23 protein-coding genes are annotated in these 20,517 nt (G+C 67.2%); 14 read left to right on the top strand and 9 right to left on the bottom strand.

Features of this window, described 5'->3' with window-relative positions; all coding sequences use genetic code 11:
* A partial coding sequence (locus tag B3587_RS09245; protein WP_292728058.1) for an arylsulfotransferase family protein occupies positions 1 to 865 on the top strand: 865 nt, incomplete at its 5' end.
* Positions 866 to 943: 78 nt separating this feature from the next.
* Here the strand turns inward: B3587_RS09245 and adhE are convergent.
* Positions 944 to 3,643 (bottom strand): bifunctional acetaldehyde-CoA/alcohol dehydrogenase, encoded by a 2,700-nt coding sequence (gene adhE / locus B3587_RS09240; RefSeq protein ID WP_292728056.1) that lies wholly within the window; start codon positions 3,641 to 3,643, stop codon positions 944 to 946.
* A gap of 170 nt (positions 3,644 to 3,813) precedes the next feature.
* Here adhE and B3587_RS09235 point away from each other — a divergent pair, with 170 nt between their 5' ends.
* Complete coding sequence (locus tag B3587_RS09235; RefSeq protein WP_228178554.1) at positions 3,814 to 4,206, top strand: nuclear transport factor 2 family protein; 393 nt, start codon at positions 3,814 to 3,816, stop codon at positions 4,204 to 4,206.
* Positions 4,207 to 4,208: 2 nt separating this feature from the next.
* On the opposite strand, the gene B3587_RS09230 is transcribed toward B3587_RS09235, so the two are convergent.
* From B3587_RS09230 to B3587_RS09220, 3 genes are all read right to left on the bottom strand, one after another.
* Positions 4,209 to 4,448, bottom strand: coding sequence for a toxin (locus B3587_RS09230; RefSeq protein WP_228178553.1), 240 nt, complete (start codon positions 4,446 to 4,448; stop codon positions 4,209 to 4,211).
* On the bottom strand, positions 4,445 to 4,708 hold the full coding sequence (locus tag B3587_RS09225) for a ribbon-helix-helix protein, CopG family (RefSeq protein WP_228178552.1): 264 nt from the start codon (positions 4,706 to 4,708) through the stop codon (positions 4,445 to 4,447). The genes B3587_RS09230 and B3587_RS09225 overlap by 4 nt, the downstream gene beginning before the upstream one ends.
* 68 nt (positions 4,709 to 4,776) lie before the next feature.
* Positions 4,777 to 5,349, bottom strand: coding sequence for a YdeI/OmpD-associated family protein (locus B3587_RS09220; protein WP_228178551.1), 573 nt, complete (start codon positions 5,347 to 5,349; stop codon positions 4,777 to 4,779).
* A gap of 75 nt (positions 5,350 to 5,424) precedes the next feature.
* Here B3587_RS09220 and B3587_RS09215 point away from each other — a divergent pair, with 75 nt between their 5' ends.
* Entirely contained in the window at positions 5,425 to 5,910 is a 486-nt protein-coding gene (locus B3587_RS09215; RefSeq protein ID WP_292728053.1) for a dihydrofolate reductase family protein, read from the top strand.
* A gap of 61 nt (positions 5,911 to 5,971) precedes the next feature.
* Here B3587_RS09215 and B3587_RS09210 read toward each other — a convergent pair whose 3' ends face one another.
* A complete protein-coding gene (locus B3587_RS09210; protein WP_292728051.1) occupies positions 5,972 to 7,033 on the bottom strand; it encodes a hypothetical protein in 1,062 nt (353 codons plus the stop codon).
* A gap of 411 nt (positions 7,034 to 7,444) precedes the next feature.
* Entirely contained in the window at positions 7,445 to 8,119 is a 675-nt protein-coding gene (locus tag B3587_RS09205; protein ID WP_292728049.1) for an HD domain-containing protein, read from the bottom strand.
* A gap of 96 nt (positions 8,120 to 8,215) precedes the next feature.
* Here B3587_RS09205 and B3587_RS09200 point away from each other — a divergent pair, with 96 nt between their 5' ends.
* The 11 genes from B3587_RS09200 to B3587_RS09150 all read left to right on the top strand — a co-directional run bounded on the left by B3587_RS09200 (position 8,216) and on the right by B3587_RS09150 (position 19,005).
* Positions 8,216 to 9,061, top strand: coding sequence for an IclR family transcriptional regulator (locus B3587_RS09200; RefSeq protein WP_292728047.1), 846 nt, complete (start codon positions 8,216 to 8,218; stop codon positions 9,059 to 9,061).
* A 44-nt stretch (positions 9,062 to 9,105) separates the two neighbouring features.
* On the top strand, positions 9,106 to 10,380 hold the full coding sequence (locus tag B3587_RS09195) for a cytochrome P450 (protein ID WP_292728045.1): 1,275 nt from the start codon (positions 9,106 to 9,108) through the stop codon (positions 10,378 to 10,380).
* A gap of 5 nt (positions 10,381 to 10,385) precedes the next feature.
* The gene (locus tag B3587_RS09190; RefSeq protein WP_292728043.1) at positions 10,386 to 11,459 is read left to right on the top strand and encodes a PEP/pyruvate-binding domain-containing protein; all 1,074 of its coding nucleotides are present in this window, start codon (positions 10,386 to 10,388) and stop codon (positions 11,457 to 11,459) included.
* 30 nt (positions 11,460 to 11,489) lie between these two features.
* The gene (locus tag B3587_RS09185; RefSeq protein WP_292728041.1) at positions 11,490 to 13,328 is read left to right on the top strand and encodes a PEP-utilizing enzyme; all 1,839 of its coding nucleotides are present in this window, start codon (positions 11,490 to 11,492) and stop codon (positions 13,326 to 13,328) included.
* Positions 13,329 to 13,336: 8 nt separating this feature from the next.
* Positions 13,337 to 14,095 (top strand): SDR family NAD(P)-dependent oxidoreductase, encoded by a 759-nt coding sequence (locus tag B3587_RS09180; RefSeq protein ID WP_292728039.1) that lies wholly within the window; start codon positions 13,337 to 13,339, stop codon positions 14,093 to 14,095.
* 26 nt (positions 14,096 to 14,121) lie between these two features.
* Positions 14,122 to 14,442, top strand: a complete 321-nt coding sequence (locus B3587_RS09175; RefSeq protein ID WP_292728037.1) for a 2Fe-2S iron-sulfur cluster-binding protein — start codon at positions 14,122 to 14,124, stop codon at positions 14,440 to 14,442.
* Positions 14,443 to 14,454: 12 nt separating this feature from the next.
* Entirely contained in the window at positions 14,455 to 15,738 is a 1,284-nt protein-coding gene (locus tag B3587_RS09170) for an NAD(P)/FAD-dependent oxidoreductase (protein WP_292728035.1), read from the top strand.
* A gap of 14 nt (positions 15,739 to 15,752) precedes the next feature.
* Positions 15,753 to 16,397 (top strand): HD domain-containing protein, encoded by a 645-nt coding sequence (locus B3587_RS09165; RefSeq protein WP_292728034.1) that lies wholly within the window; start codon positions 15,753 to 15,755, stop codon positions 16,395 to 16,397.
* On the top strand, positions 16,394 to 17,902 hold the full coding sequence (locus B3587_RS09160) for an aldehyde dehydrogenase family protein (RefSeq protein ID WP_292728033.1): 1,509 nt from the start codon (positions 16,394 to 16,396) through the stop codon (positions 17,900 to 17,902). Before B3587_RS09165 ends, B3587_RS09160 begins: the two co-directional genes overlap by 4 nt.
* Before the next feature lie 134 nt (positions 17,903 to 18,036).
* Positions 18,037 to 18,495 (top strand): MarR family winged helix-turn-helix transcriptional regulator, encoded by a 459-nt coding sequence (locus B3587_RS09155; RefSeq protein WP_292728031.1) that lies wholly within the window; start codon positions 18,037 to 18,039, stop codon positions 18,493 to 18,495.
* 24 nt (positions 18,496 to 18,519) lie between these two features.
* Positions 18,520 to 19,005 (top strand): glutathione peroxidase, encoded by a 486-nt coding sequence (locus B3587_RS09150; protein ID WP_292728029.1) that lies wholly within the window; start codon positions 18,520 to 18,522, stop codon positions 19,003 to 19,005.
* Between the two features lie 42 nt (positions 19,006 to 19,047).
* On the opposite strand, the gene B3587_RS09145 is transcribed toward B3587_RS09150, so the two are convergent.
* The 3 genes from B3587_RS09145 to B3587_RS09135 all read right to left on the bottom strand — a co-directional run.
* Complete coding sequence (locus tag B3587_RS09145; RefSeq protein ID WP_292728028.1) at positions 19,048 to 19,452, bottom strand: PIN domain-containing protein; 405 nt, start codon at positions 19,450 to 19,452, stop codon at positions 19,048 to 19,050.
* Entirely contained in the window at positions 19,449 to 19,670 is a 222-nt protein-coding gene (locus tag B3587_RS09140) for a type II toxin-antitoxin system VapB family antitoxin (RefSeq protein ID WP_292728026.1), read from the bottom strand. The genes B3587_RS09145 and B3587_RS09140 overlap by 4 nt, the downstream gene beginning before the upstream one ends.
* A 46-nt stretch (positions 19,671 to 19,716) precedes the next feature.
* A partial coding sequence (locus tag B3587_RS09135) for a siderophore-interacting protein (protein WP_292728024.1) occupies positions 19,717 to 20,517 on the bottom strand: 801 nt, incomplete at its 5' end.

The following is a 20,517-nucleotide window of genomic DNA, read 5'->3' as shown; positions in this document are numbered from 1 at the left end:
GGCCTCGCTCGACGAAGTTCCGGTGACGGAGTCGAGGCATGTTCTCGACGAGGACGGCGGCACCCGCGCAGAGCCGTACGACTACATCCACCTGAATGCCGTATCGCTGGACGGCGACGACGGGTTCCTGGTTTCGGCGCGCAACACGAGCACGGTCTACCGGCTCGATCGCGAGAGCGCGTCCGTGGACTGGCGCTTGGGTGGGCACAGCAGCGACTTCGAGATCGACGGCGATGCCGAGTTCGCGTGGCAACACGACGCTCACCGCCGCGCCGATGGCACGATCACCCTGTTCGACAATCAGTCCGAGGATGACGCCGGCTGGTCGCGCGGGCTTCGCCTGGCCGTCGACGAGGATGCCATGACAGCTTCGCTCGTGACGCAGTACACGCCCGAGCAGGATCGGCTGTCGGCGACACAGGGCAACCTGCAGGAGCTTGCCGGAGGGAACGTCGTCGTTGGGTGGGGCTCGCGGCCGTTCTACTCGGAGTTCGATCGCGACGGAACCCTGCTGTACGAGGCGACCTTCACTGCCGGGACGAGCTACCGGGCGTACGTACTGCCGTGGTCGGCGAGCCCCGCCACTCCCCCGGATGCGCAGCTGGTTGAAGACGGCCGCTCGGCGAGCGTCTTCGCCTCGTGGAACGGCGCCACCGAGGTCGCATCGTGGCTCCTCGTGACGGGGCCGGATGAGGCATCCGCTGTCGAGATCGCACGCGCGCCGCGGGAGAGGTTCGAGACCGAGATCCCGATCCCCGCGGGTGCGACGCTCGGGGCGTACGTCGGGGTGCGGGCGATGGATGCCGCGGGCGAGGTGATCGGCGGCGGTGCCGCCCAAATCGCCGCACCCGAGCCGTCGAGCTGAGGTTGCTGCCGCCCGGCATCAGGGCACGCCGAAGCCCCGCCGGGAAACGCGACCCGGCGGGGCTTCAGTGATTTCGTACTACGCGCCGCGCTTGGCGAGCGGGGCTGCGGGGGCCTCTGCCGGGGTTTCTCCCGCAACCGCAACCTCACCGCGGTGGGCACGGACCTCGTCGAACGAGGTTCCGTAGTACGCCGCCTCCATGAGGGTTTTCATGTCGGCAAGCATCGGCATCCGGGGGTTGGCCGGAGCGCACTGGTCTTCGTAGGCAGCCATCGCGAGCTCGTCGAGGCGGCCGATGAAGGCCTCCTCTGCGACACCCTGCGCCTGGAAGGAACGCTCGATGCCGACGAGGTCACGCAGCTTCTCCACGGCCCGGGCGTAGGACTCGACACCCTCTTCGGGGGTCGCGGCCTTCAGACCCAGGTGCTGTGCGATCTGCTGGAACCGTTCGGGAGCGATGTAGCGCTCGTACTTGGGCCAGCTGGTCAGCTTCGTGGGGATGCGTCCGTTGTAACGGATGACGTGAGGCAGGTAGATCGCGTTGGTGCGTCCGTGGATCAGGTGGAACTTCGATCCGGTGACGTGAGCCATCGCGTGCACGATCCCGAGGAACGCGTTGCCGAAGGCCATACCCGCGATGGATGCCGCGTTGTGCATCTTCTCGCGTGCCTGGATGTCGGCGGGGTCCGTGCTGCCGGGGCGAGCCTTCGCGCTACGTTCGATGTTCTCGAAGATCAGCTTGATGGCGTGCAGGGCCAGGCCGTCGGTGTAGTCGTTCGCGTACACCGAGACGTAAGCCTCCGTCGCGTGCGTGAGGGCGTCGAATCCGGCATCCGCCACGACCTTGGCCGGCAGAGCCGAGGTCAGGACCGGGTCGATGATCGCCACCGACGGGGTCAGCGCGTAGTCGGCGAGCGGGTACTTCATTCCCGTCTCGTCATCCGTGATGACCGCGAACGGTGTCATCTCAGATCCCGTGCCCGACGTGGTCGGCACGCAGACGAGCTGTGCCTTCTTGCCGAGGTCGGGGAACTTGAACGCGCGCTTACGGACGTCGAAGAACTTCTCGCGCATGTCAGAGAACTGCACGTCGGGGTTCTCGTAGAGCAGCCACATGACCTTGGCGGCATCCATCGGGGAACCGCCACCGAGCGCGATGATCGTGTCGGGGTTGAACTCCCGCATCTCGGCAGCTCCCGCCACGACGCTCGAGAGCTTCGGCTCGGGCTGGACGCGGTCGATGATCTGCAGGTGCACGCGGTTACGGCGGCGGTTCAGCACATCGATGACCTTGTCGACGAAACCGAGGTTGGTCATCGTCGGGTCGGTCACGATCGTGACCCGCTCGACGTTCTTCATGTCGATGAGGTAGCGGATCGCGTTCGGCTCGAAGTAGGTCTTGGCCGGAACCTTGAACCACTGCAGGTTGTTGTTGCGCCGACCGACGCGCTTGACGTTCACGAGGTTCACCGCCGAGACGTTGTTGGAGACGGAGTTGCGTCCGTAAGAACCGCAACCGAGGGTCAGCGACGGCATGAACGCGTTGTAGATGTCGCCGATGCCACCGAGGGCCGAGGGGGCGTTCTCGATGATGCGGACGGCGCGAACGCGCTTGGCGAACTCGTCGATGACGCTCTGGTCGTTGCTGTGGATCGCGCCGGAGTGGCCGAGGCCGTCGAAGTTGACCATCTGCTCAGAGAGCGAGATGCCTTCTTCGGCGTTCTTGGCGCGAAGCACCGCCAGCACCGGGGCCAGCTTTTCGCGGGTGAGCGGCTCCTGCGGACCGACGACGGCGCACTCGGCGAGGAGCACCGAGGTGTCTTCGGGCACCGTGAAGCCGGCCTGTTCGGCGATCCACACCGGGGACTGTCCGACGACCTTCGCGTTGAGCTTGGCCTCGCCGCAGTTCTTGGCGTTGGCGTGGACGCCGAAGATGAACTCTTCGAGCTTGCGCTTCTCGTCAGCGTTCACGACGTAGGCGTGAAGGCGCGTGAACTCGGCCATAGCCTCGGTCGCGATCGGCTCGTCGAGGATGACTGCCTGCTCGGAGGCGCACACCATGCCGTTGTCGAACGCCTTGGACAGCACGACGTCGTTGACGGCGCGGCCGACCTTGGCGGAGCGTTCGATGAAGGCAGGCACGTTTCCAGCGCCGACACCCAGTGCGGGCTTGCCGCAGGAGTATGCCGCGCGAACCATCGCGTTGCCACCGGTCGCGAGGATCAGCGCAACACCGGGGTGGTTCATGAGTTCACCGGATGCCTCAAGTGAGGGCTCGGCGATCCACTGGATGCAGTTCTTCGGCGCACCGGCTGCGACTGCGGCATCCCGAACGATCTTCGCCGCAGCGACCGAACAGTTCTGAGCTGACGGGTGGAAGGCGAAGACGATGGGGTTGCGGGTCTTCAGCGCGATGAGGGACTTGAAGATCGCGGTGGAGGTGGGGTTGGTCACCGGGGTGATGCCCGCGACGACGCCGACGGGGTCGGCAATCTCGGTGATGCCGGTGATCTCGTCGTGGCTGATGACGCCGACCGTGCGCTGCTTGATGATCGAGTGCGTGACGTGCTCGCACGCGAACATGTTCTTCACGGCCTTGTCTTCGAACAGTCCACGGCCGGTCTCTTCGACGGCCAGGACGGCGAGTTCGCCGTGGTGGTGGAGAGCGGCGACCGATGCCTTGCGCACGATGTGGTCGATCTGCTCCTGCGTGAACGACGCGTACTCGGCCAGAGCATCTTGTGCTCGTGCCACGAGTGCATCGATTGCGGTGGACATCGGATCCTCCTACCTGGTGTGGACCCGGTGTCCACGCCTTCGTCCTGACACCATCGTGGCACTGTGGTCAGACCACATATAGGGACCATGGTCCCCGTGGAGGCGGTTGGACGCGGCGGCCTCGCGGATCGCTAGTGTCGAGCCATGGCCACGCCGAAGGAGGGACGCGGATGGATGTCGACCGATTGGTCCACGAGTACCTGGCGAGCCTCGAGATCGGCGATGCCAAGCGGGTGATCGCGCTCTTCGCGCCCGACGGGATCGTCGAGTCTCCCCTGTATGGCACGATGCCCGCGGCTGAGTTCTACCCGGCCCTGTTCGCCGACACGGCTAGCTCGCGGCTGACGCTGCGCGCCACGATGATCGGATCGACCGAGGTCCGCACGGTCGTGAGCTTCTGGTTCGACTTCGACTGGACACTCTCGACCGGCGAACCCGCACCCTTCACCGTGGTCGACGTCGCAGAACTCGACGAGCACGGCCTGATCGAGCGCCTGCACATCGTCTACGACACCTTCCCGATCCGGGATGCCTTCAACAACGCCCACGACGGAGAGCACTGAGGTCAAGGCAGCAGGTCAAGCATCTGGGGTCGAGCCTTCATCGCATGGATGACGAGCTCATTACCGCTGTCGAAGACGAGGACGACGGTCTCGAGCAGCCTCCCCTGCGTGTCGAATCCCAGCCTTAGTTGGCGAGCAGGAGAGTCGTCGTCGAGGTCCTCGATCCACAGCGACCAGGAAGCGGCCTGTCGAATATCTTCGGGCGCGATCCCGTGCCTGAGCGCAGCGTCGTGGATCTTCACGCGGCGTATGCGGCGATCGCTTCGCGGATCAGTTCCGATCGCGACTTGTTCTCGCGGGCGGCGCGAGCGTCGAGCGCGGCGAGCTCATCGGCAGTTAGCCGGAGAGCAACCACCTGCGCGGGTTCCGATCCGCGACCGGGACGTCCGCGACCCCGGCGCTTGAGCGCGTCCACGTCGTAACCCGCGTCGGCCTCCGCCGCCCAAGCTGCGATCTGCTCCTCGGTGACGGGTGTGCCGTTGATGGTCTCGCCGCTACTCATGGCCGCATCGTAATACGAAAAACGCAGCTTCGTGACGGAAATCCCGGTGTGAGTCCAGAATTCCCGACTCAGTGGAGCGTCTCCCCCTGTTCGAGCATCCGGACGTACTCGGCGACGCGGGCTGCACGGGATTCGGGTCGCTTGAGGTTGCCGACGCGGAACGTCATCGCGAAGCGGTTCTGCGCGGATTGGGCTGCGAACGCGGCGGCGATCTTCGGGTCGGCATCCAGCGCCGCCTGCAGCTCGGCAGGGATGTCGCCATCGCTCTGGCGGTAGGCGGCATCCCACCGACCATCGGCCTTCGCGCGGTCGATCTCGAGCTGGCCGGCGGGCCGCATCCGTCCTTCCTCGATCAGACGGTTGACGTGCGCGATGTTTACCTTCGACCAGAGGCTGCGGGGCCGGCGCGGCGTGAAGGCCTGCAGGAAGTAGTCGGCATCCAGTGACTGCTTCTGTCCGTCGATCCACCCGAAGCAGAGCGCGACGTCGAGCGCCTCGGCGTAGGTGATCCCCGGCTTGCGCGTGGATGTCTTGCGCAGGCGCAGCCGCACGCCGTCGGGGCTCGGATCGGCATCCAGCCACTGCTCCCAGTCTTCGACGGTGTCGACATGAAGGACGGGCTTGTCGTTGTGGGCGACCATCCTCGAAAACTACCCCCTCGCACCGACACCGCTCGGCGTGGTGGACTGTGCGCACCGAGTCGACGAGGAGGACTGATGGCCGCACGCTTCGTGTATCGGATGAACGTCTCGCTCGACCTGTTCATCGAGCAGGCGCACGACGAGCAGGGCGGCGGCGACTGGATGAGCATCGGCGACGAGCTGCACGAGGAGTTCAACGCGCGCGCCGAGGCGCTCACGATGATGGCGCAGGGCCGCAAGGTCTTCGAGACGATGGAGAGCTTCTGGCCCGAGGCGCCTCGCAACACGACGGTGTTCGGCGGGGATGACGCCATGGAACGCCTCGGCGAGCTTCGGGCGAGCTCGAGCGGCGACATCGGTGTGGGCGGGGCGGATGTCGCGACGCAGCTGCTCGCGGCCCGACTGCTCGACGAGGTGCTGCTCTTCACGCATCCGGTGATCCTCGGTTCGGGACGACCGCTCTTCGATGGGGTGACCTCGCCGGTGCGGCTGGAACCGCTCGAGCAGGCGACCTACACCGGTGGCGTGACGATGCACCGCTACGCGATCGTGGATGCCTAGCAACGGCGATCAGGCACCTCTGGCCTGAATCGTCCACCAGTGGTCGTCGAGTGGGCCGGTGTCAGAAGTCGAGGATGCCGTCGCGCGCCCTCTCCGGATCGGGCAAGTGTCGCGTGTCGAGATCCTCCATGAGGTGGATCGCGGCATACAACGCACGTACGGCACGACCAGCGTCATCGAACACGCGTAGCGTTCGGCGCATGCGGCCTTCGGGGTAGGTGGGATGCGTGAACTTCACTTCGACCCGTGTCCGTGGCCATTCGTCGATGGCCTCGACGCGCGGGTTGGCGAGCCCGTCCGCGAGCGCTGATGTTCTTCCGTCCGACGCACTCCAGTAGTAATCGAGGCTGTCGAACTCTCGCTTCACGGATTCGATCGCGGCGGTCTGATCGGCGGGGTCGATTGGGACAAGGTCCCAACTCAGTTCGGGCCGAGACGACGATGGCTCGGCAGCGACGGGCGCCTTGGCTGTCAGCGCTTGCATCAGTGCGTCCTCGTCGAGTGCTTCGGCGTGCACGTCTGCGGCGCGTAGGCGTGACGGTAGGGTCTCGGGCACAGGCCACACAACGTAGCGGTACTTGTACGTCGCACTCCCCCCGTCACGGTCGGCATCGGGTGGCCCGTCGTAGACCACGAGATGAGCGGATGCCCGCTCTTCGAAGACGAATGCCGCCTTGCGGTCCGCCAGCACCCGGTGTGTGGTTCCATCCGTCGCGAGAACCGACAACTGCCGCTGTTGGTGCCACGCGGTCGGATCATCCGGGTCTGGGAACTCTCCCGAGGTCATCCAGAGGCCGTGCGACGTTGCACCAATGGGCTGGGCGTCCTCGAGCATCGTGAAGCGCGTCACGCTCCCGTCGACGGAGACGTGCACTGCAGCGGCCTCTCCCTCCGGGAAGCTGAGATCCTCTGACTCCATCGGCCGATACACGACCCACATCCCCCACGGGGCAGCGAGCACGGTGCTGGTCACACTTCGGTGCCCCACTGACAGATCCGACCAGGACACGACCTGAGGGTCCCGCCCGTTTGCGTCGATCGTGGCTACGGGGTCGTCAAGATGCACCGCGATCACGGCAGAGCCGACCGTCACCTCAACCCATCGATGAGCATCCCGTTCCATCTCATGACCCTCTCAGCCCAGCGACCTCTCCTTTGGCCATGAGCGCGAAGACGAGGATGAACACGGCGACGAGGGTCGTGAACGCCGCGATGCCCAGTACGGTCGCGTCGCCGGCAAGCATCGCGCAACCCGCTCAGGTGTCCTCGTAGTCACAACTGCGCCAAGGCTGGAAGAAATACACGACGATGACGAGCGCCCCCGCGAGCGCGACGATCGCGGCCACGGAAACCAACCACCGCCGCAGGGCGATGCACGTTTGAGGGGTGTGCGAGCGCATTCCCGCCTGGTCATACTGAGCGTCGGGTCATGACGGGACGTTACTGGCGTAAGGGAGCCGTTGCGCCCCAGGCACGTTTGGCGCGATAAACCGCAGCCCGGGCACCACACCGGTGTGCGCGAATACTCCACCTCTCATCGGCCCTGACGCTGGGGAGCCTGATCGATCGATGCGATAGAGATGAGCGCGCCGGCCATCGCCTTCGCCTCGGGCGTGAAGAGCGCGTCCTGCACGCGCGCCGCCGTGATGCGGAGCGACTCGTCGGGCGTCAGCTCGAACCAGCCGCACACGATCCTGATGCCGTGCGGGGTAACCCGCCAGGTCTTGTCGGCATCCTTCACGATGGCGTCCTCGATCGACAGCGCCTCGCGGCGGGAGTCATGTCCGTCGATGATCTCGACGACGCGGTCGATGATCCGTTCTGGTCGAGCGAGCACAGTCAGCACCTCCCGTGCGATGCGCGCACCCTCCCTCTCGTGATGCAGAACAAGGTCTGGGCGGCCCCCGCCCGGGGCGATCGCCTCGAGGATCTGGTCGTCGGGCACTCGCGACCAGCCGGTGTCATGCAGGAGGATCGCCGGGAGAACAACCTCAGGATCTGCCTCCGGGATCGCCCGCAGCAGCGCTCGCGCGATCCCGTACGCGTAGAGCGTGTGGCTGTCGTTGTTTCGCACTGCAAGGTGCGGCGCCGCCAGATTCCACACGGCGTCGTCCTCCGACCGCAGCGACACGATCGCCCCGATGGCGGACGAGGGAGGGATGTGTGCACGGATATCGCGATCAAGCCGCGTGCTCGTCGATGAGCCCATGAGAGCACACTCCCAGCTGCCGCACTGAAGCGGCAGGTACGCTTCCACTCACCGGAAGCGCATCGCCGCGCTGCCGGCGACTACGAGGAGGTGCGCATGGCCGGTCGCACATCGCAGCCGGGGCAGTCGGTCACGGGTCGGGTGCTGTCGATTCTGGCGGTATTCGAGGATAGTCTCGCACCCCGCAGCCTGACAGACCTCGCCACGGAGACCGGGCTCGCACTGAGCACCACACACCGCCTTCTCGCCGAGTTGGAGGAGTGGGGTGCGCTCCAGCGCGACGTCAACGGACGCTATCAAATCGGCCTACGCCTGTGGGAGCTCGGGCAGCACGCGGGCCGACAGGTGCGCGAGATCGCGCGCCCCCTGCTGCAAGACCTCTACAGCCTCACGCAGGAGACCGTGCACATCGCGATCCGCGAGAACACCGAAGTGCTCTACATCGACCGCGTGTACGGCACGCGCCGCGTCCCGCAGGCCTCGCGGGTCGGTGGGCGCCTTCCCCTGCATGCCACAGCGGTCGGCAAGGTGCTGCTTGCCTACGAGGAGACCTGGCTGCGCGAGGCGGTGCTCGCCCAGCCGCTGGAGAGCCGGACTCCGAATACGCACGTCGACCCTGCGGGACTGCGGCTCGAGCTGGAGCTGATCCGGGCGCGCGGGTACGCGCTCACCGTCGACGAGGTGCGCATGGGGTCGGCCTCGATCGCGGTGCCGATCTTCCAGCGCGGCGACGGAGTGATCGGCGCCTCGCTCGGGGTAGTGACGACCGCGGAGAAGGCCGGCGTGCTCGAGCGTCACCTGCCGGCGCTGCGGGGAATCGCCCGGCGCATCGAAAACAGTGTCGGTGCCTTCCCCCTGCGCAGCATGATGCCGGCCGGCAAGCAGGTCGCTTCCACTCAGTGGAAGGACATGCGGGGCTCCGAGGACGACGACGTTCAATGAAGACATGCCGCACCGATGCGGCGCAGACACGAAGGGGAGTCGTCATGGCGACACCATCCGCACCCGCCGCCGAGGCTGTTGCGGCCGGATGCCCGGTCGATCACGGTCACCACGGCTACAGCCCGTTCGACATGACCGATCCCTTCGCCGCGTACGCCGAGCTGCGGCGCGACGAGCCGGTGATGTATGACGAGCGCATCGGCTACTGGGTTGTCACCCGGTGGGCCGACGTCCGCGCGGTGTTCGAGGACTGGGAAACCTTCTCGAGCGAGAACGCCCAGCAGCCCGTCCGCGAACGCGGCCCCGAGGCGACTCGGATCATGCAGGAGGGCGGCTTCACCGCCTACTCCGGCCTCTCCGCCCGCACTCCCCCGGAGCACACCCGCATCCGCGCCATCGCGCAACGCGCGTTCACCCCACGTCGCTACAAGGCGCTCGAACCGGCGATCCGTGAGAACACTCGCGCGGCGCTGGATCGCATGCTCGCGTCCCCCGACGGCACTGGCGACTTCCTCAGTGACATCGCCTTCGACATTCCTACCATCACGATCCTGACGCTCCTGGGCGTAGACCCGGCGATGGTCCCCACCTACAAGAAGTGGTCGGACTCCCGAGCGGCGATGACCTGGGGCGACCTCGACGACGAGCAGCAGATCCCCCACGCCCACAACCTCGTCGACTACTGGCAGGAGTGTCAGCGCCTCGTCGTCGAGGCCCACCGGGCCGGCGGCGACAACCTCATCGCGGACCTCGTCGGCGCCCAGGACGGCGGGGCCGAGATCACCGACCACGAGATCGCATCGCTCTGCTACAGCCTGCTGTTCGCCGGCCACGAAACGACGACGACGCTCATCGCCAACTCTATCCGCGTGCTCCTGGGCCACCGCGAGTCGTGGGAGGCGATCGTCGCCGACCCGTCGCGCATCCCGTCGGCCATCGACGAAGTGCTGCGCTACAGCGGATCGATCGTCGCGTGGCGGCGCAAGGCACTGAAGGATACCGAGATCGGCGGCGTCGCGATCCCCGAAGGCGCCGGCATCCTGCTGGTCATGGGGTCCGCGAACCGCGACGAGAACGTGTTCGCCCACCCGGAGGAGTTCGACATCGACCGCGTCGACGCGCGCAACCACATGTCGTTCGGGTACGGCATTCACTACTGCCTGGGCAACATGCTCGCCAAGCTCCAGGACCGCATCGTGCTCGAAGAGACGATCGCCCGCGTCCCGAGCCTCCGACTGGCCGACGATGCCCAGATCGGCTTCCGCGAGAACCTCTCGTTCCGCGTCCCCACCTCCGTCCCCGTCACCTGGGAGGACTGACCACCATGTCTCGCAGCCTCTTCATCCGCTTCTTCGATGAGTCCGGGCCCGCGCCCCTCGAGGAGCTCGGCGGCAAGTGCGCCTCTCTCGTGGCGCTCACCAACGCCGGGATGCCCGTCCCGCCCGGCTTCGCGGTGACCACGGCCGCCTACACGGCGTTCATCGAGCTGTCCGGAATCGCAGACGACATCCACGCCTGGCTCTCGGCGCTCGACCCGGATGACGTCGCGCACGTCGACGAGGTCTCGGCCCGCATCCGCGAGGAGATCGAGGGAAAGCCCGTTCCGCAGGAGATCCACGACGAGTTCACCGTCGCCTATGCGGCGCTGCAGGCCCGCTTCGCCGAGGAGACTCCCGTCGCGGTGCGGTCCTCGGCCACCGCGGAGGACCTTCCCGACGCGAGCTTCGCCGGCCAGCAGGACACCTACCTCTGGCTGCGCGGTCGCGACGACGTCGCCCACCACGTGCGTCGCTGCTGGGCCTCGCTCTACACCTCGCGGGCGATCATCTACCGACTGAAGAACGGCATCCCGAACGAGGGCCTGTCGATGGCCGTGGCCGTCCAGAAGATGGTGGATGCCAAGACGGCCGGCGTCGCGATGACGATCGACCCGTCCAACGGCGACCGCTCGACGATCGTCATCGACGCCGCGTGGGGACTCGGCGAACTCGTCGTCTCGGGCCAGGTGACCCCCGACAACCTTCACGTCGACAAGGTGATGCTCTCCGTCGCGGAGGAGCACCTCGGCGACAAGCACATCGAACTCGTGCCCGACCCCGACGCGCGCGGCATCGTCGAGCGCGAGGTCGAGCCCGAGCGGCGCGCCGTCCGCTGTCTGACCGACGCCGAAGTGAAGGCCGTCGCAGCGATGGCCAAGCGCGCAGAGAAGCACTTCGGCTCGCCCCAGGACATCGAGTGGGCGATCGACCGCGGGCTTCCCGACGGCGAAAACCTCCTCTTGCTGCAGTCCCGCCCCGAGACGGTGTGGGCGGGCAAGGCGGATTCGAAGGCCCCCACCACACAGGGCTTCGGCATTTCGAGCATCACTGCTTCCCTCATGGCCCAGATCGGGCGCTGACCGCACCACCCCATCCTGAAAGGAACCGACATGTCAGAGGCGACCGCTGTCATCGCGCCTGTGCGCAACTCCTTCCCCAGTCCCTACGAGCAGCCGGCTCCCGCCGGGGCGGAGGGCTGGAAGGACCTCTACGCCTACAACCTCGTCTTCCAGGAGAACCGACGCGAGCTCGAAGAGGGCAAGTTCTGGTTCTGCGACAGCCAGCACTGGCCGACTGTCACCAAGCCCTTCGAGACGATCGGGTTCGAGTTCGCCGTGGGATGCCTCGGCCAGTACAACTCGCGCCAGCTGCTGATCCCCACCGCGAACGGCATCGAGTACCGCATCCACAACGGCTACGTCTTCATGTCGCCGGTGGTGGTGGACCCCGCCGACATCGAGGCCCGCGTCCCGCAGTTCATGGAGCGCGCCGGCCACTACTTCCAGAACTGGGAGTCGCTGCTCGAGAACTGGCACGGCAAGCTCCATGCCACGATCGCCGAGCTCGAATCGGTCGAGTTCACCGCCCTCCCCGACGCCATCGCCCGCGAAGACGTCCTCGCCGGCAAGGGCACCGGACCCTCCACCGAGCTGCTCGCCGACTACGACCGGATCATCGCGCTGGCCTACCGGGCGTGGCAGTACCACTTCGAGTTCCTCAACCTCGGGTACGTCGCGTACCTGGACCTCTTCATGTTCTGCAAGGAGGTGTTCCCGCGCATTCCCGACCAGGCGATCGCCACGATGGTGCAGGGCGTCGACATGGAGCTGTTCCGCCCCGACGACGAGCTGAAGAACCTCGCCAAGATCGCGGTCCGCGACGGCCTGACCGGCCTGTTCGACGACACGTCCGATGCGGCGACCACCCTCGCCGCGATCGCGGCGCACCCGTCGGGCGGCGCGTGGATGGATGCCTGGCAGAGCGCGCAGGATCCGTGGTTCAACTTCACGACCGGCAACGGCTTCTATGCCCACGACGAGTACTGGCGGGATGTCCCCTCGATTCCGCTCGGCTTCATCGCCGGCTACATCGAGCGCCTCCAGAACGGCCATGACATCGACCGGCACGTAGCCGATCTGGTCGCCGAGCGCGATCGCATCACCGAGGAGTACGCGGAGATGCTCTCGGGCGAGGTGCTCGAGACCTTCCGCGGCAAGCTGGGGCTTGCCCGCACGGTCTACCCGTATGTCGAGAACCACAACTTCTACATCGAGCACTGGACGATGGGGGTGTTCTGGCGCAAGGCGCGGCAGCTGTCGAAGATGCTGCACGAGCAGGGGTTCTGGCCCGAGGCGAACGACATGTTCTACCTGCGGCGCGACGAGGTTCGCGAAGCGCTGTTCGACTACGTCAACGCCTGGATGGTGGGCGCTCCCGCGATCGGGCCCGACTACTGGCCGGACGAGATCCAGCGCCGCCGCGGGATAGTGGACGCCCTCTCGACCGCGCGCCCGCAGCCCGCGCTGAACACCCCGCCCGAGGTCATCACCGAGCCCTTCACCCTGATGCTGTGGGGGATCACCGACGACCAGATCCAGAACTGGCTCGGCAAGGGCGATGTCCCCGAGGGAACCCTCAAGGGCATGCCCGCCTCGCCCGGCACGGCAGAAGGGCCTGCGCGCGTCATCTCGACGGCCGATCAGCTCTCCGAGGTGCAGGAGGGCGAGATCCTCGTCGCTCCGGTCACCGCGCCCAGCTGGGGGCCGATCTTCGGCAAGATCCGCGCAACCGTCACCGACATCGGCGGCATGATGAGCCACGCCGCGATCGTGTGCCGCGAGTACGGGATGCCCGCCGTCACCGGCACCGGCACCGCATCGGTCGACATCGTCACCGGGCAGATGCTGCGCGTCGACGGGACCAGCGGCACCGTCACGATCCTGGACTGAGGACAGAGATGGACAGCACCGCGAGGTCGCCCCGTACCGTGATCGTCACGGGCGCCGCCGGGGGACTCGGACGAGCCTTCGCCGAGGCGTTCGCGCGACGCGGCGACCTCGCGGTGATCGCCGACATCGACGAGGCGGGAGCCCAGCGCGCGGCGTCCGCCATCGTCGAGGCCGGCGGGAAGGCGATCGGTGTCCGTGTGGACGTGACCGACGCCAACTCCGCCCGGGAACTCGCCGCAGCCGCGGCAGCGGCGGGCGACGGCGGCATCGACGTCATCGTCAACAACGCCGCCATCTACGCGACCCTCACCCGATCGCCGTTCGAAGAGATCGACGAAGCCGAGTGGGACCGCGTCATGGCGGTCAACCTCAAAGGTCCGTGGCAGGTCGTCCGTGCCTGCTCCCCGCTGCTGCGGGAGGGCGCCCGCATCGTCAACATCGCCTCGGCGACCGTGATGAGCGGATCGGCCCAATGGGCCCACTACGTCGCGAGCAAGGCCGGCGTCATCGGTCTGACCCGGGTGATGGCGAAAGAGCTCGGCGTGCGCGGGATCACGGTGAACGCCGTCGCCCCCGGCTTCACCCTCACCGACGCGAGCCACTCGCTCATCTCCGACGCGGAGTCCTACGGCGTCGACCGCGGCTCGATCAAGCGCCCCATCCACCCCGACGACATCGTCGGGGCCGTGGAGTTCCTCGCCAGCCCCGAGGCTGCCTTCGTGACCGGTCAGACGATGGTCGTCGACGGCGGTCGCCAATTCCTCTGAACATCCGACCCGACAGGGAGCACACCATGAGCACCGTGATCTACACCGCCGACAACGGCACCGTCACGACGATCGAAGGCCGACCCGGCGACTCGATCATGGAGACGGCGGTGCGAAACGGCGTTCCGGGAATCGTCGGAGAGTGCGGCGGGAGCCTGTCGTGCGCGACGTGCCACGTCTTCGTCGCCGATGACACCTTTGAGATGGTCGGCGGCCCGGGTGATCTCGAGGACGAGATGCTCGACGGCACCGCCGTGGATCGTCAAGACCACTCGCGTCTGTCGTGCCAGATCACGCTCGAAGACGGCTGCGAGTACCACGTCACCACTCCCTCCGAACAGCTCTGAGAAGACCCCGCCATGGAGACCACACTCATCGTCGGCGCCTGCCAGGCCGGCGTCCAGATCGCATCCGTGATGCGCGAGCGCGGCGACGCCGACCCGATCATCCTGATCGGGGAGGAGGCCCACCGCCCGTACCAGCGGCCGCCGCTGTCGAAGGGGTGGCTCAAGGGCGAGCTCGAGCCCGACGACGTCATCCTGCGCAACCGCGACTGGTTCGCCGACCGCGAGATCGACCTGATCACCGGCGACCGGGTCGTCACCGTGAGACGCCGACCCGACGGCACCGGAACAGCGACCACCGAGGGCGGCCGTGCGATCTCCTTCACCCGTCTCGCCCTGGCGACCGGCGCCGCAGCGCGCAAGCTTCCCATCGACGGCGCGGACTACCGAGGTGTCCACTACCTGCGGGATGCGGACGACGCGATCGCGCTGGGACCGGCTCTGCGCGATGAGTCGTGCCAGAACGTCGTCGTCATCGGCGGCGGGTTCATCGGGCTCGAGGTCGCCGCCGTCGCGCGGGGCCTCGGCCGCACGGTGACCGTCCTCGAAGCCGCGCCCCGCCTGGTCGGGCGCGTCGTCGCCGAGGAGACCAGCGCGTTCTACCTCGATGCCCACCGTCGTCGCGGAACCCGGGTCGTCCTGGATGCCCGCATCGCCCGGATCGTGGGAGATGACGCTGCCGTCGCGCACGAGAAGGGCTCTGTCACAGGCGTCGAGCTCGCGGACGGCACGATCGTCCCCGCCGATCTCATCGTGATCGGCGTCGGCGTGATCCCCCGTGTCGAACTCGCCGAGCAGCTCGGCCTCGACGTCGAGGCCGGGATCGTCGTCGACGAGGCCTGCCGCGCCTCCGACGGCCGGACCGTCGCGGCGGGCGACTGTGCCCTGATGCCGAACCCCTATCCGCTGGGTGTGGGGGGAAGGATCCGACTGGAGAGCGTCAACAACGCGTTCGAGCAGGGCAAGATCGCCGCGGCCACCCTGATGGGCGAGCCCGGCACCTACCAGGGTGTGCCCTGGTTCTGGTCGGACCAGGCCGACCTGAAGCTCCAGATCGCAGGTCTGTCCACCGGCTACGACGCCGTCGTCGTTCGAGGTGAACCCGTGAGCGAGCGCTTCAGTGTCCTGTACTACCGCGAGGGTCGTCTCATCGCGGCTGACTGCATCAATCAACCCGTGGACTTCATGGCGGTGCGCAACACCCTGAACAAGGGCGGGACGATCCCCGCCGAGACAGCCGCCGATACCGCCATCCCCCTGAAGAAGTCCGCCGTTCTGCCCGCGACCACGGCCGCGTGAGAGAGAGCATCCTCATGACACTTCCCATCGCAGCTCCCGTCGACCTCAGTCCCATCGCCGCTGACGTCGACCGAGATGACCTCGATCCGGTCTGGCGCTCCATCGTCACCGAGTCGCGGGCACGCGCGAACGACATCCACCTGCCGATCTCGTTCGCGTTCGCCGAGCGGCTGTGCGACGCGTATCCCGAGGCCGACGCGCTGGTCGTGCGCGTCGCAATCCTGCTCCACGACACCGGCTGGGCGCGCGTCGACGAGGACCGCATCATCAGCGAGGGCTTCTCGGGGGACTGGCGCCGGGCCGACGTGCGATACGAGCACGAGCGGCACGGATGCGACATCGCCCGCACCGTCCTGCCCCCGCTCGGCTACGACGCCGACTTCATACAGCGCGTCGTCGACATCATCGACGGGCACGACACCCGCCCGGAGTCGCACTCGCTCGAGGACTCTCTCGTCCGGGACGCTGATCGCCTGTGGCGGTTCACCCCGGCAGGGATCGCGCTGGCATCGGGCTGGTTCGGCCTCACGCCGGCCGAATACACCCGGCGCCTGCGGTCGGAGATCATCCCCGAGCTGCTCACCGATGCCGCCGTGCAGATGGCAGAGACCGAGCTCGCGCGGTCGGAGGTCCTGCTCAAGACGGAGCAGTTGGCATGAGCGTGCTCGAAGGGTCGATGATCGATCAGCTGCGCGCAACGCACCGCGCGGCAGCCGCCACGCTGCCGTACACGCACGTGGCCGACCTGCGGATCGGCGGCGCGTCGGTGCGATCGACCGGATCAGCGCACGAGACCGTCGTCGATCCGGCGACGGGTGAGACCTGGGGCTCGGTCCCCGAAGGCACCGCGTCCGATGTCGATGCCGCGGTGGCTGCCGCCCGCGCGGCCTTCCCCTCGTGGGCGGCCCGTACGCCCACCGAGCGTGCCGACGCGATGCGGCGCATGGCCGATGCCGTCGAGCGCCGCGCCGAGGTGCTCGCCATCACGAACACGCTCGAGAACGGCTCCCCGATCGCCGAGACCGGAGGGGCGGCATCCAATGCCGCCGCGATCCTGCGGGTGTTCGCGAGCTTGTCGAGCTACCTCGAGGAGCCCGACATCCGTCCGTTCCCCGGTGGGGTGAACGAAACGGTGGTCGCCCGCGACCCGATCGGGGTGTGCGCACTCATCGCCCCGTGGAACTTCCCGATCAACCTCGTCGTGATCAAGCTTGCACCCGCCCTTCTGGCGGGATGCACCGTCGTGATCAAACCCGCCTCTCCCACTCCCCTGTCGATCCGCTTCCTCCTCGATGCGGCCGACGAGGCGGGCATCCCGCCCGGTGTCATCAATCTCGTAACCGGTGGAGGTGCCACCGGCGAGATTCTCGTGCGGCACCCGGATGTCGACAAGGTGGCGTTCACCGGTTCGACGCCCGTCGGTCGCCGGATCGCCGCCGCGTGCGGCGAGCTGCTGCGACCGGTCACTCTCGAGCTGGGCGGCAAGTCGGCGGCGATCATCCTGCCCGATGCCGACCTGGACGCGATGTCGAGCGTGCTCGTGCGCAGCTGCGTGCGCAACACCGGGCAGACCTGCTACATCTCGACACGGCTCATCGCGACCCCGGAGCGCTACGACGCGCTGGTCGACATGGTGACGGCGACCGTGGGTGCCGCCCGCGTCGGCGACCCCCTCGACCCCGCGACGGTGTTCGGTCCGGTTGCCACCGCCGCGCAGCGGGACAAGGTCATGGGCTACGTGCGCTCAGGCATTGCCGAGGACGCGCGGGTCACCGTGGGCGGTGACATCGCGCCGCCGATCGAGGGCGGCAGCTTCGTCGCCCCGACGGTGTTCGCGGATGTCAGCCCGGACATGCGCATTGCGCGCGAGGAGATCTTCGGCCCCGTCATCACGATCATTCCGGCACGGGATGTCGACGACGCGGTGGCGATCTCGAACAGCACGAATTTCGGGCTCGGCGGCATCGTGTTCGGATCGGATGAGGATGCGGCGTTCCAGGTCGCGCGACGGGTGGACACCGGCTCGATCGGTGTGAACTTCTTCGCGTCCAACCACTACGCACCGTTCGGCGGACGCCATGACTCCGGACTCGGGGTCGAGTACGGCATCGAGGGTCTGAACGCCTATCTCACGCCGCAGTCCGTCCATCGGCGGAGCCGCTGACTGGCTGATCGAACGCCGACGCGCGGCCGAGGCGAACGCAGAGGCAGGGACCCGGAAGAACGGAGAACTGGAAAGCCTCCTGTTCCGAACGTGGTGACCTTGCATCCTAATAACTTGCATGCAAAGCTTCATCCGTGACCGAAACCGCCGCGACCGTCGAAGATGCCGTGTGCTTTGCGGTGTACTCCGCGGCGCAGGCAACGGTGCAGCTCTACCGCGATCTGCTCGCGCCGTGGGGCGTCACATATCAGCAGCTGCTCGTGCTCGGCATACTGTGGCGTGAGGGATCAACCAGCCCGAGCCGCATCGCGGCTGAACTTCACCTCGACGCGAGCACGATCACGGGCATCCTGAACCGCCTCGAAGCTTCAGGGCTCATCGAGCGCTCACGCCCGGCAGGCGACCGGCGCGCTGTCGCGGTGGCCGCGACCGAGGCATCCGCGGAGCTGCGGGCCTCAGTTCACCAGGTGCTCGGCTGCGTCGCCGATGCGATGAACCTCGATCCGGATGCCGCGCGCAGCCTGATCGGCACCCTGCACGATCTGCGCGACAACATGGCCGGTGCCGACCGCCCCTCGCTTCGCTCTGCCTGACCCTCTCCCCCGAAAGGAACTCCCATGGATCTCTCCGACATCCCCGTCACCACCCTTCGCGGCGAGCAGACCACGTTCGGCGCACTCACCGACGGCAAGGCAGCGCTCGTCGTCAACGTCGCCTCGCGCTGCGGGCTGGCGCCGCAGTACGAGCAGCTCGAGCAACTGCAACGCACCTACGGCGAGCGCGGCTTCACGGTCATCGGCTTCCCCAGCAACCAGTTCCTGCAGGAGCTCGGCTCGGAAGAGAAGATCGCCGAGTACTGCTCCGCGACGTGGGGAGTGACGTTCCCGATGACAGAGAAGGTCAAGCTCAACGGCAAGAACGCGCACCCGATCTACCAGCAGCTCACGACAGTGCCGGGGGCCGACGGGAAGGCCGGCAAGATCTCGTGGAACTTCGAGAAGTTCGTCATCGGCCCCGACGGACGCGTGTGGCGCTTCAGCCCCCGCACCCTGCCCGACGCCCCCGAGGTCATCGAGGCGATCGAAGCCGCACTCCCCGCCTGATCAGGACCGGATCTGACCCCACCGGTGTTGGACGGCAGCGGTTTAGGCCTCCACGTACTCCTGCCTGACCGCACCCCGGGTCGCGACCTCTATGTGACCGAAAACGCGGTCGGAGTTCAGGATGACTGCGTCGTTGACCACCGCGTAGGCCGCGATGAGGCAATCCAACGCCGCAGCCGCGCGCACGAACCCCGAATCCCAGAGCGCCTGCTGAATGTCGAGCGCCTGACGCTCGTCGGGATGCTCCCACGCGGGCAAGAGTTGCGCCATGTCCGCGCGGAGTTCCTGGTGCTCCTGCGGAGTCCGTGCCGAATGGCAGTACTCGAGAACCTGAGGCGGGCAGGTAATGAGCAGGTGCGCGGGCGAGAGCTCCCGGAGCCTGGCCGCGATCACCTCACTCTTTGAGGCCTTCTGCCAGATGCTGTTGTCGACGAGGTACGTCGTCACTGGCCAGCAGTCGACGCCGCCGGCGGGATCGTCGGAGCATCGATTTGGTCGGGTTCGAAAGTGCGGGCAATGATTCGCTCGACAGCGGCAGGCTGACGACGAACGGCGATAAGAGTGCGCAGCGCGAGGTCGACTGTTTCGCGATTGGAGGTCGTGCCGGCGAGCTCCTTCGCCTGACGCAGCTCGTCCGGGTCGATATCGATTGACGTGACGGCCATGAACCCCTCCTCCGTGTTTGTATAGAGGAGTATATAGACTCCCGACTCAGCCGCGCATGGCGACGCCGCGGCGCCAGTAGCCCATGAACGCGACCTGCGAGCGATGGATGCCGAGATCCTTCACGAGGTGCCGGCGCAGGGTCGTGACGACCGAGCTCTCCCCCGCGATCCAGAAGTAGCGATCGATCGCTTCGACGGCGTCATCCAGGTCCTCACCCGAGCCCGAGAAGACGGGGGTCTCCCAGAGGAGTTCCTCGGTGCCGTCATCCGTCACCGTCACAGTCGCCGTCGCGCCCAGATGACCGAGCACGGTCGGGATGAGCTGCGAGCCATTTGCCGCGCCCTGCCGCGCGACCCAGCGCACCTCGACACCCTCGGGCGCGTCGATCGCGAGCGCGTCCTCGGCGTGGGGCACCTCGATCACAGCGAGGCCGACAGCGTCGCGGTCGATGTCTTCGAGGATGCGGGCAATCGCCGGCGCTGCGGTCTCATCGCCCGCGAGCAGGATCTCGCGCGCTTCCCCGGGCGCGTACTCGATGCCGCCGCCGTTCGGGCGGCCCCGGCGCGGTCCGATGATCAGCAGCTCATCGCCGACGGATGTCTGACTCGCCCATGCCGACGCGGGACCGGTGAACCCGGGCTCGAGGTGCAACACGAAGTCTATGACGACAGCGGTGCCGCCCTCCTCAACGCGCAGCTCCCGAATCGAGTAGGTGCGCATCGAGCCGCGCTCCTCCTCGGGAACGGCGAGGAACGCCGCCCACCAGTCGCCATCCGGGTGCTCGAGGTCGGGAAGCCGGCCCGAACTCGGCGGGAAGATCAGCTTGATGCGCTGGTCGAGGATGCG

This window comes from Microbacterium sp. UBA837 (genome assembly GCF_002296025.1).
Taxonomy (GTDB): domain Bacteria; phylum Actinomycetota; class Actinomycetes; order Actinomycetales; family Microbacteriaceae; genus Microbacterium.
Note: the sequence above shows the minus strand (reverse complement) of the source record. Positions and strands in the feature narration are given on the sequence as shown.